Origin of the sequence: Streptomyces sp. SCSIO ZS0520, from assembly GCF_025643355.1 — a bacterium.
Lineage (GTDB): Bacteria > Actinomycetota > Actinomycetes > Streptomycetales > Streptomycetaceae > Streptomyces > Streptomyces physcomitrii.
The window spans coordinates 3,077,095-3,089,234 of sequence record NZ_CP092644.1; the positions used below are offsets into that span (position 1 = coordinate 3,077,095).

Genomic DNA, 12,140 nt, shown 5'->3' on the forward strand with positions numbered 1-12,140 from the left:
CTGCTACACGGGGAGGTGGCCATGGATCGCGGTGCAGATCTACCTAGGCTCCGGGATTTGTCCAAGCTCTACAGCCGCAAGGCGCACGACCTTCAGGTTCTGATCAAGGACCTGCAGACGTCGACTTCCGACAGCACGAGCTACTGGAAGGGCCCCAAGGCCGACCGGTTCCGTGACGACTGGCACGACGTGAAGCCGACCTTCGAGAAGTGGGTCGACACGCTGAACAACGCCAGCAAGTCGGCGAACACGAGCGCGGACAACATCGAGCGCGCCACCTGAGCAAGGCGACCCGCGCCATATACACCGGGGCACCCCTCGCAAGCGGTACGCGAGGGGTGCCCCGGTGTATATGGCGCGGACGTATTTGAGCGCGAACTCCCTTACTGCAAAAGGGAGTTGGCCCCCGGCCGTCCGGTGGCCGGTCGGCGACCGGCCACCGGGGAGCGGCCACCCGGGAGCGCTCAGCCGTTCATGACCCCCTGGATCGGCATGAAGGTGCCGCCGGTGACGAGCAGTCCGCTGCCCGCCGGGCCGCCGCCGCTGTTGGCGGGCAGCCTGATCCCGAACAGCTCTCCCTCGGCCGGGGTCTGCGGCGTCAGGAGCAGGCCGTTGCGGGACTTGCGGGCGTCCACCGCGAAGCCGCGGTACTGCCCGGAGAGGCTGTCCGTCGCGCCCGCGGCGAGCAGGCCCACGCCGCCGTCGGCGCCCGCGCGGACGACTCCTTCGAGGGGTTCGTCGAGGCGGGTGTCGTAGAGGAGTTCCGCGTCGTCGACGACGACCACGTAGGGGCCGCCCTCCGCCTTCTCCTGGAGCTCCTCCAGGTCGTCCTCCCTGCTCTCGGCGTTGAGCATGCCGAGGACGCCGTCCCGGCCCTCGAGACCGCGCAGCGGCGAGCGGCGCGGGGTGACCAGGATCAGCCGCGTACCGGCGGCGAGCAGCGACTCGGCGGCGGCGAGCAAGATGGTGGACCGGCCCGACTTCGGCGGGCCCGCGATGACGAAACCGGGGCCGTTCTCCTCCAAGTCGATGCCGATGGGCCGGAGTTCGTCGCCGCCGACGCCGATCAGCGCCCACAGCGGGTTCGGCGCCCGGAACTCCGGGTCCAGGGCCGTCGCCTCGGAGGCCGTGATCCGCGGCGGCAGGGCGTCCACGCGCATCGGGCGGCTCCCGGCGGGCAGCCGTCCGTAGTGCGCTGCCGCGGACTCCGCGATCTCGCGCAGGGCGCGGACCTGGGCCTGGCCCGCCGGATCCGGGTCGAGCAGGCCGATCTGGAGTTCGTCCACGCCCCGGTCGGTGATGCGCAGCGCACGGCCGGGCGGCATGCTCTTGGGCACCTCACGCGCCTGCAGGCCCGCCGTGGAGTAGTCGTTGGAGTCCGCGAAGCGCAGTACGAGGCGGTCCGCGAAGGCGGAGGACACATGCCCGGACAGACCGCTGCGGTCCGCGGTCATGACCACCTTCAGGCCCACCGCGGATCCCTCCCGGAAGACCCGCTGCATGGCCTCGATCAGCTGGCCGTAGTTGTAGTTCTCGAAGGTGGAGGTGAAGCCCTCCCAGCTGTCGAGGAGCACCACCATCCAGGGCAGCTTCTCCTCGGGAGCGGCGGCGGCGCGCTGCTCGGCGGCGCTGGACGCGCCCTCCATGGCGAGGAGTTGCTGGCGCCGCGCGATCTCCCCGAGCAGCCGGTCGATCAGGCGCCGCACCCGGTCCGGCTCGTCGCGGCTGACGATGGCGCCGACGTGCGGCAGCCTCATCAGCGGCAGCAGCGCGTTCGATCCGCAGTCGATTCCGTAGACATGGACGTCGTACGGGGAGGCCGTGCGGGCGAGTGAGCCGGCCAGGGTGCGCAGCGCGGTGGAGCGGCCGCAGCGGGCGCCGCCGACCAGCAGGGTGTGTTCGCCGTGCACCAGGTCGAGGGACATGGGGCGGCGGCTCTGCTGGGAGGGGAGGTCGACGAGGCCGAAGGGGATCGGCGCGACATCGCCGGTGTCCGGCGCGGCGGTGGCGAAGGCGGAGAGCTCCTCCAGGGTGATGTGCTCGCCGAGCGGCGGCAGCCAGGGGCTGCGCTGCGGGCCGAAGCCCATGCGCTCGGAGCCGTCCCGGATCGCGTCGACGAGGACCTTGAGGTCGGTGACCATGGTGCCGTCGTCCTCGGCCCCGCTCTGCTGGGGCAGCGGGCGGCTGTAGGCGTTCCAGGCGAGCGGCAGCAGGGTGGCCTTGGGACCGCTCTGGCCCGTCGCGGGGCGGCGGCCGCCGATACGGGCCGACTGCACGCCCACCAGGGACTGCGCGCCGGAGCGTACGAAGGCGCGGCCGGGGGTGGACTTGGCGATGGCGCCGGAGTCGGGGGCGTCGATGACGTCCTGCGACTCGGAGGCGTCGGTGACCCGCAGGGCGATGCGCAGGTTGGTGTTGGCGCGGATGTCGGCGCTGACCACACCGGCGGGGCGCTGGGTGGCGAGCACGAGGTGGACACCGAGGGAGCGGCCGCGGCGGGCGATGTCGACGAGTCCGGCGATGAAGTCGGGCAGTTCGGCGACGAGGGAGGCGAACTCGTCGATGATCAGCGCGAGTCGGGGCATCGGCTCCAGCTCGGGCCGGAGCCTGCGGGTGTCGTTGTAGTCCTCGATGTCCTTGGTGCCGGTGTTGAAGAGGATCTCCTCGCGGCGGTGCAGCTCGGCGGCGAGCGAGGCCAGGGCGCGTTCGGTGAGGTGGGCGTCGAGGTCGCTGACCATGCCGACGGTGTGCGGCAGCCGGGCGCAGTCCATGAAGGCGCTGCCGCCCTTGTAGTCGATGAGCACGTAGTTCAGGGCGTCCGGCCGGTTCGCGACGGCGAGCGAGGCGATGATCGTCTGCAGCAGCTCCGACTTGCCGGCGCCGGTGGTGCCCGCGACCAGGGCGTGCGGCCCGTCGCGGCGGATGTCGAGGACGAAGGGCCCGTCCGCGGCGATGCCGATGGGCGCCGCGGTGGTCGAACCGCCGGCCGCCCAGACGCGTTCCACATCGGCGCCGGTCGGGTCGGGCATGCCGAGCAGGGTGAGCAGCCGGGCCGCGGTGGGCAGCGCGCTGTCGGCGTCGTCGCGGCTGACGTCGCGGACCGGGGCGAGCGAGCGGGCCAGGAGTTCGCACCACTCCGAGGTCACCTGGTCGGCGAGGACGGCACCGGCCTCCTCCAGTCCGTAGCCCCGCAGTCGTACGTGGTGGGGCTGGTCCGGGGTCCAGCAGACGACGGCCTTGCACTCCTCGGGGAGCAGCCGCTCGTCCTCGTCGAGGCAGAGCGCGAAGATGCCGAACCGGGGCCCCTCGGCGAGGAGTTGGGGCACGCCGGGCATGCGGCGAAGCAGGCGGGCGCCGTCCAGGACGACGAGGACGTTGGCGTCCGGGTAGAGCTGGCCGAGCATGTTCTGCTGCTCGCGGGCGGCCTTGCGGCGGTTGAGCTCGTTGAGGAGTTCGTTGACGCGGCGGGAGATCGTCTCGGAGTCCGAGGCGACCAGGGCTATGCAGTCCTGGCCCAGGTCGGGCGCGGTGTGCGGCAGCCAGTGCGCCCAGCCCCACTCGGCACCGGCGGCGGCGTTCGCGGCGAGGCAGACCAGCGAGAGTTCGCGGGGGCTGTGCAGGGCCGCGGCCTGGATGGCGAGCCAGCGGGCGGTGGACAGGGCTCGGGGCCGGTCGCCCGCGACGCCGACGACGCCGAGTTCGGCGAAGGGCAGGTTGACGGGCACATCGGGCAGGATCGGCGCCTCGGGCTTGTCCTCGTCGTAGTTGCCGCCGCCGCGGCCGAGGACGAGCTCGACCTCGGACTGCAATCCGCCCACGCCGACCCGGAGTTGGACGGCGTCCGGGTCGGTGAGCCGACGCTCCCACAGCCTGCGGCGGGGGCCGGTGGCGAAGAGCAGGACCTCGGCCGGGTCGGGGCTGCCCTCGCGGCGGTTCTTCTGCTCCTGCTTGCCGACCCGCTCCAGCTCCACCTCGTGCGCGGCCACGTCCTTCTTGTACTGCTTCATCGAGGTCTTGTTCTTCTTCTTGCCCTCGCGGTTGTCGCTGATCCACTGCCCGAACATCATCAGCGGACTCATCGCGCAGAACAGCAGCATGTAGATCTGCTTGGTGATGAAGTACATGGTCAGGCCGAAGATCATCGGCATGAACGCCATGATGAACTGGAACTTCGCCCGCTCCGCGCGGGACGGCGGCAGCGGCACCACCAGCCGTTGGCGCGGGCGCAGCGGCGAGAGGCGGGGCGGGCGGTTGTAGGCGAGACCGCCCTCGCTCATCACCGACAGGTGCGCGTCGGGCTCGTGGACCCGGTCGAGCACGAGCAGCGAGTCCCCGGCGCGGACGACGCCGCCGAGCGGCCAGCTCGTCTCCTCCTCCACCGCGGTGTCGTCGAGCAGGACCTCGGCGCCGGGCCCCGGGCTCAGGCGCGCCTCGCCCTTGATGTCGACGGTCAGGCGGATCGCCAGGGCGGGCAGTTCGGTGTCGGGGACGAACAGGGTGCAGCGGTCCGAGGAGCCGACGGTGGCCGCTCCCGCGCCGAGCCGCACGATGCGGCCGGAGGCGGGGCCGCCCGCGACCCGCAGTTCGTACCAGCCGACGGGTTCACCGCGCCGCAGCAGCGGACCGACGGAGTCGTCCACGGACACCCGCGTGCCGTCCCGGAGGATCTGCGCCACCGGAGCGGAGGGGTCGCAGGGCTCGCCGTCCACCCACAGGGTCCGCGTTCCCGGCGCCTGCCCGAAGCCGGGGACGGAGGAGAGCGGGGTGCCGGGCAGGGGGACGACGATCTGCGGCACGGGCTGACCCGCCGGGTGCGCCTCGCCGTCGGTGAAGGCCGCGAGGGCCTGGGCGACGTCCACCGCCGTGGCCGTGTCGTCGGTGCTGATCATCGCGTCCTGCGGCCGCCCGCCCTCGCGTACGACCGTCACAAGGACTCGCATGCTCGTCTTCCTCCCCGCCGGCCGTCCGGGCCGCTGTTCGGTCCTGCCCGCCCACAGACCCTACTGGGGCGCCGTCCCGGCCCGGCGCCGGGCCGGGGCCCCGCTCTCAGACCGCGGGCAGCGCGTAGATCTCCGTGCCGTGGGTGGCGAGCAGGCGTGCGCCGGAACGTGTCAGGCGCCAGGGTTCGATGGTGTCCGCGGAGTCGCCGTACGTCCACCGGTGTTCGCCGGTCTTCCGGTCGAGGGCGACGACGCCGCTCCGGTCCATGCCGGAGGCGTACAGGTGCCCGCCGTGCACCACGACATCGCTCTCCGCGCCGGAGTCGCCCGCGTCTTCGTTCAGCCAGATCCGGCTGCCCTCGGCGGGGTCCACCGCCCACAGCCCGCGGTCGAGGTCGCGGACGTACAGGACGCCGTCCACCGCGACCGGGTTCTTGAAGCCGCGCCTGCCCCGGGGCGACAGCTTCCAGCGCTCCTGCCCGCTCTCGACGTCGTAGGCGCGCAGTTCGTCACCGGGTACGAAGACGAGGCCCGCGGCGACGGTCGGCGCCCAGGCGAGGTCCGAGCCGATCTTGCGGGTCCACAGCTGTGCGCCGGTGGCGGTGGAGCGGACCGTCATATTGGACCGGGAGTCCGTGTACACGAGGAAGCCGCCGGAGACCACGGCGCGCACGTCGTAGTCGTCGGTCCCCCAGTCCCGGTACTGCAGCCAGACCTGCTTGCCGGACTTCCGGTCGATCCCGGCGACACCGGTGCGGAAGTCGGTCGCGGAACGGCTCTTGCTGTAGTCGGTGACCGTGGCGTAGAGCTGCTTGTCGTCCACGGCGATCACATCCGCGACCTTCACGTCCTCGCCGAGGCGGCTGCGCCAGCTCTCCCTGCCGTCGCCCGCGCCGCGCCCGACGACCGTGCCGTCCACGGAGTCGCCGCGCAGATAGAGGGTGCCGTCCCGCAACAGCACCGGATTTCCGGTGGAGTTGGCGTCCTTCTTCGTCCAGCGGGGCTTGCCGGTGCTCACCTCGTACGCGACCAGGGGTTCGGCGCTGATCAGCAGGAGGTCCTCGTGCACGGCGGGCGGCACGCTCGCGGTGAGGGAGTCCTCGGGGACCGTGCGGTGCCACAGCGGCTGCGGTGCCACTCCCTCGGGCGGGGTGCTGAAGGTCTCGGGCTCCGGGCCCTGCCGCCCGCCGGATCCCTCGGCGTCCCGGCCGCCCGCGTCCCGGGTCAGCGCCCAGGCACCGGCCCCGCCCGCGACCGCCACCACGGCGGCACCGGCCGCCGCGAGCCCCAGCACGCGGCGCCTCGGGGAACCGCCGGATGGCGGCACCTGGGTCGGGGCGTGGCCGGGGGTGCCGTGGGTCGGGGCGGACCCGGGGGCGGGGGCGCCGGTCGGCGCCGGGCCGTAGGCGGGCGGGGGCGGTGCGGCCGGGCCGGGCTCAGCGGGGGGCTCGGTGCCGGGTGCCTCCAGGTCCAGGATCCCGGCGGCGTGGCGGGCGATGGTGGAGGAGACCGCGGAGGGCAGCCAGTCGGCGAGCGCCTCGTCGAGGCCCTGGGGGGCCAGCGCGGCGACCAGCTCGGCGGGCGCGGGCCGCTGGGCGGGGTCCTTCAGCAGGCAGGCCCTGACCAGTCCGAGCAGCGAGGTGGGTACGCCGTTCAGCTCGGGTGCGCCGTGCACCACGTTGTAGAGCATCGCCGCGTGCGAGCCCGTATTGCCCCAGGCGTTGTGTCCGGTGGCGGCGAAGGCGAGCACGGCGCCCAGCGAGAAGACGTCCCCGGCGGCGCCGACCTCCCGGCCGAGCGCCTGCTCCGGGGGCATGTAGCCGGGCGAGCCGACCACCACACCGGTCTGCGTCATCCGGTTGCCGTCCACCGCGCGGGCGATGCCGAAGTCGATGACCCGCGGTACATCGGCGGCCAGCAGGACATTGGAGGGCTTGAGGTCCCGGTGGATCAGGCCCGCGGCGTGGATCTCCTGGAGCGCCGCCGCCAGTCCGGCGCCGAGCGCGCGCAGCGTGCGCTCGGGCAGCGCGCCGTGCTTGTCGACCACATCCGTCAGATCGGGGCCGAGGACGTACGCGGTCGCGAGCCACGGGACCGGGCCCTCGGTGTCGGCGTCCACGACGGGGGCGGTGTAGCGGCCGGAGACGGCCTGGGCCACCCGCGCCTCCTGACGGAACCTCAGGCGGAAGTCGGCGTCCTGGGCGAAGTGCGGATGCACCACCTTGACCGCGACCGTCCGGCCGCCGGGCGAACGCGCCAGATAGACGCGGCCCATCCCTCCCGCGCCCAGCCGTCCGAGCAGCCGGAAGCTGCCCAACTGCCGCGGATCGCCTGCCTGCAGCGGCTCCATCCCCGCAACCCACCCCTCCTGGGCCCGGTGACCTCGGCCCGGGCACTGGCCTACCGCGTCTCCGCTCCGCCGCCGGATCGGCAGCGTGCGCGTCTCGATGCGGTCTGTGATGACAGTGGACAGACTAGTAACCTCCGTTCCGCTCCTCCCGGGTGGCCGTCGTCGCAGTGGCCGCCCGCGTCGGGGGCCGAGCGGCGTGTGCGCCCGCGACCCTCGCGGACGACGGCGCCGGACGTTGCGGAAGAATCCCCACCGGGCCCGCGCAGGGGCCGATCCTGCGACGGACCAGAGCGCCCCGCACCGGGGCGACAGGAAGGACGAGGACCCGTGAACCCGGCACCCCGCGACCGGCTGACCGTGACCACCGCGCCCCGGGCGCCCGAGCCGCCGGTGCCGCACGCGGCGGTCGGTGTCGGGGTGATCGTCACGGACGAGGAGGGGCGGCTGCTGCTCGGGCGGCACCGTTCCGGGGTGCACGAGCTGCCGGGCGGCAAGGTGGAGGGCGGGGAGCCGGTCGCCGAGGCGGCGGTGCGTGAACTCGCCGAGGAGACAGGCCTGGTGGCCCTCGCGGAGGACGTCGAGGTGCTCGCCATGCTGCTCGACGAGGTCGGCGGGGTCACCCGGGTGACGATGGCGGCGCGGGTGCACCGCTTCACCGGGCGCCCCTTCGCCGCCGAGCCGCACCTGGTCTCCCGCTGGACCTGGCACGCCCCCGAGCAGTTGCCCTCCCCGCTCTTCGTACCGAGCGGCCAGGTCCTCAGCACCTGGCGCCCCGACCTGCCGATCGCCCACCCGGAGGTCAGCGTCTACCACCTCACGCAGACGGCGGCGCAGCACTGACCCGGTCGGGACGGGGCGGGAGTTGAGGCCGCAGGGGCTCAACTGGCTTGTACATGCGACCGGCCGCAGCGGCTCAACTCGCTTGTATATGCGACCGGCCGAAAGGGCTCAACTGGCTTGTACGTACGACCGGTTGGCGGATCGGCCAGGGCCCGGACCGCCGGGCGCGTGGCTACTCCGCTCCCTCCGATCTCCCCGTTCCCCCGTTCCCTCCGTTCCCCCCCCGTTCCTTCCGATCCCTACGGCTTCTCCGCCTTCTTCTCCATCCTGGCCTTCGGACGGCCCGCCTTCTCGTTCTCCGAGATGTACGAGAGGTCGTCGCCGGTGCGTACCAGGTGGACGGTGTGGGCGTTCTTGGTGCAGGTCGCCGCGCTGTCCGGCCTGCCCTGGCCGGTCGCGACGACCTCCTGCGGGGTGCTGTGGTCCAGCTTCAGGTCCACCTCGCAGACACCGCCGAGCGGGTCCGTCTGGCGCATCACCGCGAACTTCTTGCCGGGCACTCCCTGATGGACCGTCAACTTAAAGGTTCCGAGGGGAAGTTCATTGCCCCGGCTGTACGCGGGCCCCTCCCAGGTGCCGAGGTACGCGGCGGGCACCTGCGCGGAGGCGGCGCCGCCGGTGCTCGGTCCGCCGGGGCTGCTGGCGCCGGGGGCCGGTCCGGCGTCCTGGGACGAGTCCGAGTCGGAGCCCGGCAGCAGGTCGAAGACGAAGACGGAGCCGAAGGTCACCGCCGCGAGCGCACCGGCCACCGCGAGCGCGACCGTACAACTGAGCTTGCGGCCACGGCTGTTCGGGCCCACGGTGGTGCTGTGGGCGTCCACCGTCACCGAGAGCCGCCCGGGACCGCGCCGCGTCTCCCCGTCCGCCGGGCCGGTCCCGCCCCGCGGCTCACCGCCGCCCGTCGCGTACGAGGGCACCCCGGTGGCCGCGGGCGCGGGCCAGGCGGGCGCGGCGGCCAGGTCTCCGTACGAGGGGTCAGGGGGGCCGAAGACGCCGGGCTGGGGCGGGGCGGTCCCCGGGAGCCCGGGGGCGGAGTCCGGGGCGGAGGCCTGCCAGGCGGAGGCTTGCCAGGCGGAGGCCTGCCGGGCGGAGGCTTCCGGGGCGGCGGAGGCGAAAGCAGCCGGGTCTGGGGCGCCGGAGTTGAGGGCAGCGGAGTCCGGGGCGGCAGCGTGCCGGGCGGCGGAGTCCGAGGCGCTGAGCTGCGGCGGGACCGAAGGCGAGTCGGTGGCACGCGGCGGGGTCGGCGGCACCTGGGGCGCCTGGGGCGTCGAGGGCGGGTCGGTCGTGGTGGCCTCCAGGTCGAGGAGGCTCACGGCGGTGCGGCTCACCTCTTCCATCAGGCGGCGCGGCAGCCAGCCCTCGGTCATCAGCTGCCGGGTGCCCTGCGGGGCCAGCGCCCGGGCGAGTTCCGCCGGGGCCGGGCGCGCGGCGGGGTCCTTGGCCAGGCAGCGGGCCGCCAGTTCGCGCAACTCCCCGGTCAGGGCGCGGAGTTCGGGCTCCTCGTGTACCACCTTGTACAGCAGCGCCGCCGAGGTGTCGCCGGGGAACGGGGGCAGCCCCGAGACCGCGTAGACCAGCACGGCACCCAGCGAGAAGACGTCGGCGGCGCCGGTGACGCCCTGGCCGAGGATCTGCTCCGGTGCCATGTAGCCGGGTGAGCCGATGGAGGCGCCGGTGGAGGTGAGCGAGGTGGTGCCGTCCACCGCGCGGGCGATGCCGAAGTCGATGAGCCGGGGGCCGTCGAGCGCGAGCAGGACGTTGGAGGGCTTGACGTCCCGGTGGACCAGCCCGTGGGCGTGGACCTCGGTCAGCGCCTCGGCGAGACCGGCGCCGAGGACGCGCAGCGCCTGCTCCGGCAGCGGCGAGGGGTCCGGGGACCCGGCGACCGCGTGGGTGAGCGAGGGCCCGGCCACATAGCCGGTCGCCACCCAGGGGACCGGGGCGTCCGGGTCGGCGTCGAGCACCGGCGCGGTCCAGGCCCCGCCGACCGTGCGGGCCGCCGCCACCTCGCGCCGGAACCGGGCGCGGAACTCCTCGTCCAGGGCGAAGTGCGGATGGACCACCTTGACGGCGACGGTGCGCCCGCCGGTGCTGCGCCCCAGGTAGACCCGCCCCATGCCGCCGGAGCCGAGCCGGCCGAGGAGGCGGTAGGGGCCGATGGCCGCGGGCTCGTCGGCGTTCAGCGGTTGCACGGCGCTGTCCCCCACGCGATGGCCTCCCCCTGCTGTCCGGCTGCACCGAGCAGCGTAGGCCCTGGACGGTTCCGGGGGCAGAGGCGGCCGCCGCGGGAGCCCCGGGTTCCTGCCGGGGCTCCCGCGGCCGGCCGCCCTGCCCGCGAGCGGGGGCCGGGCGGTGCGCATTCCTCCCCGGCCCACTCCGGCCCCACTCCGGCCCGCGTCCGGTACCTGTCCGTTCCTCTCCGCTTCCTGCCCGTGCCTCTCCGGGGCCTGCCCGTACCTCTCCAGGTCCTCTCCAGGGCCTCTCCAGGGCGGTGAATTCGCCGGTTCCGGCGCCGGTGAGGGGCACGTACGAGGACACATCCGGAGAGTTACGAGGACCTATCCGGAGAGTGCGGTACCCGTCCGGGTCCGCCCGGCGGGGCCCTTCCCTCTCACGGAGCGGAAGAGTTCATCGGGCCGACGTACCGCTGCCACAGAGAATTCGCATTCCGGTGGGCGGGAAACTCCCGAGGGCCCGCGAGACCACCGGGCGGCGACTCGGGGGGAAAGCCCTCGGCGGCGCGCGGACGGAAAGGCTTCGGGTCGTGCGGCGAACGCTCGGAATAAATGATTCCGCTTGACCGTCACACGTCTGGCATTCCGCTCGGGTGAATTCCGCTATTACCCGCGGCGCCCTCGCGGCTCGCGTCCGGCACCCCTCGGACCGCGGCGCTTCCGGCGACGCGCCGAGGCCGGGGCAACCGCTTTCCGCCCGCAGCGAACGGCACCGAGAAGGCGACCCGGCCCGGACCCCGGCGGCGTCTCGGCACCGCCATACCGCAGCCCCGGCGACAGCCGAGGCAGCCCCGGCGACAGCGGAAGCGGCCCCCGGAAGCGGGCTCAGTCGTGCAGCAGATCCACCCGTACGTCCGCGGGGAAGCCGGTGGTCGGGCCGACCCGGCGGGCGAACTCCCGTACCGCGGCGAGCTGGTGGTCGCCGAAGCGGAAGTCGAGCGTGGTGAAGTAGCGCTCCAGGACGTCCTCGTCGAAGAGCTCCCAGCGCGCCGCCTGCTCCGCGACCTTGGAGACCTCCGCCAGCGAGAGGTCGCGGGAGGCGAGGAAGGCGCGGTGGACCTCGCGTACCGCCTCGGGCTCGCGCTCCAGATAGGCGCGGCGGGTGGCCCAGACCGCGAAGACGAAGGGCAGCCCGGTCCACTCCTTCCACAGCCGGCCGAGGTCGTGGACCTGGAGGCCCAGCTTCGGCCCGTAGTGCAGATTGGCGCGCAGCGCGGCGTCACCGATCAGCACCGCGGCCTCGGCCTCCCGCATCATCAGGCCGAGGTCCGGCGGGCAGGTGTAGTAGTCGGGGCGCACCCCGTAGCGCTCGCTGAGCAGCAGTTGCGCGAGCCGCACCGAGGTGCGCGAGGTGGAGCCGAGGGCGACCCGGGCGCCGTCGAGCTCCTCCAGCGGGCCCTGCGAGACGATCACGCAGGACATCACCGGGCCGTCGCAGCCGACCGCGATGTCGGGCAGCGCGACCAGGTCGTCGGCCGCCTTGAGGAACTCCACGAGGGTGACCGGGGCGATGTCGAGCTCGCCCTCGATCAGCTGCCGGCTGAGCTTCTCGGGGGTGTCCTTGGTCAGCTCCAGGTCGAGCAGGGTCCCGGTGCGCGCGAGGCCCCAGTAGAGGGGAAGGCAGTTCAGGAACTGGATATGGCCGACGCGCGGCCTGGTGCGGCGGGGTCCTGGCACCTGTTCTGCGGCCGGCGGCTGTGCGGCGGCCGGTCCGGCGAGCGAGTCCGCGGGAGAATTGTCCACATCGCGAGGCTAGCCCTCGTGCGGTACGGTGCG

The 12,140-nt window shown here is 73.6% G+C and carries 6 protein-coding genes; 2 read left to right on the top strand and 4 right to left on the bottom strand.

Annotated elements, in window-relative coordinates:
- Nucleotides 1-21: 21 nt before the first annotated feature.
- Complete coding sequence (locus tag MID12_RS11625) at nucleotides 22-282, top strand: WXG100 family type VII secretion target (RefSeq protein WP_263166710.1); 261 nt, start codon at nucleotides 22-24, stop codon at nucleotides 280-282.
- 182 nt (nucleotides 283-464) lie between these two features.
- On the opposite strand, the gene MID12_RS11630 is transcribed toward MID12_RS11625, so the two are convergent.
- Nucleotides 465-4,940, bottom strand: a complete 4,476-nt coding sequence (locus MID12_RS11630) for an FtsK/SpoIIIE domain-containing protein (protein WP_263166713.1) — start codon at nucleotides 4,938-4,940, stop codon at nucleotides 465-467.
- Nucleotides 4,941-5,046: 106 nt separating this feature from the next.
- Complete coding sequence (locus tag MID12_RS11635; protein WP_263166716.1) at nucleotides 5,047-7,290, bottom strand: serine/threonine-protein kinase; 2,244 nt, start codon at nucleotides 7,288-7,290, stop codon at nucleotides 5,047-5,049.
- 327 nt (nucleotides 7,291-7,617) lie between these two features.
- Between MID12_RS11635 and MID12_RS11640 the strand changes: the two genes are divergently transcribed.
- Nucleotides 7,618-8,130 (top strand): nucleotide triphosphate diphosphatase NUDT15, encoded by a 513-nt coding sequence (locus MID12_RS11640; RefSeq protein WP_317633374.1) that lies wholly within the window; start codon nucleotides 7,618-7,620, stop codon nucleotides 8,128-8,130.
- Between the two features lie 239 nt (nucleotides 8,131-8,369).
- On the opposite strand, the gene MID12_RS11645 is transcribed toward MID12_RS11640, so the two are convergent.
- Together MID12_RS11645 and MID12_RS11650 are read right to left on the bottom strand one after the other, a co-directional pair.
- On the bottom strand, nucleotides 8,370-10,337 hold the full coding sequence (locus MID12_RS11645) for a protein kinase domain-containing protein (RefSeq protein ID WP_411576942.1): 1,968 nt from the start codon (nucleotides 10,335-10,337) through the stop codon (nucleotides 8,370-8,372).
- 852 nt (nucleotides 10,338-11,189) lie between these two features.
- On the bottom strand, nucleotides 11,190-12,041 hold the full coding sequence (locus MID12_RS11650) for a menaquinone biosynthetic enzyme MqnA/MqnD family protein (protein WP_263173082.1): 852 nt from the start codon (nucleotides 12,039-12,041) through the stop codon (nucleotides 11,190-11,192).
- Nucleotides 12,042-12,140 lie beyond the last annotated feature (99 nt).

Coding starts and splice junctions, on each gene's coding strand:
- MID12_RS11625 (WP_263166710.1), top strand. CDS start 22: ATGGATCGCGGTGCAGATCTACCTAGGCTCCGGGATTTGTCCAAGCTC.
- MID12_RS11630 (WP_263166713.1), bottom strand. CDS start 4,940: ATGCGAGTCCTTGTGACGGTCGTACGCGAGGGCGGGCGGCCGCAGGAC.
- MID12_RS11635 (WP_263166716.1), bottom strand. CDS start 7,290: ATGGAGCCGCTGCAGGCAGGCGATCCGCGGCAGTTGGGCAGCTTCCGG.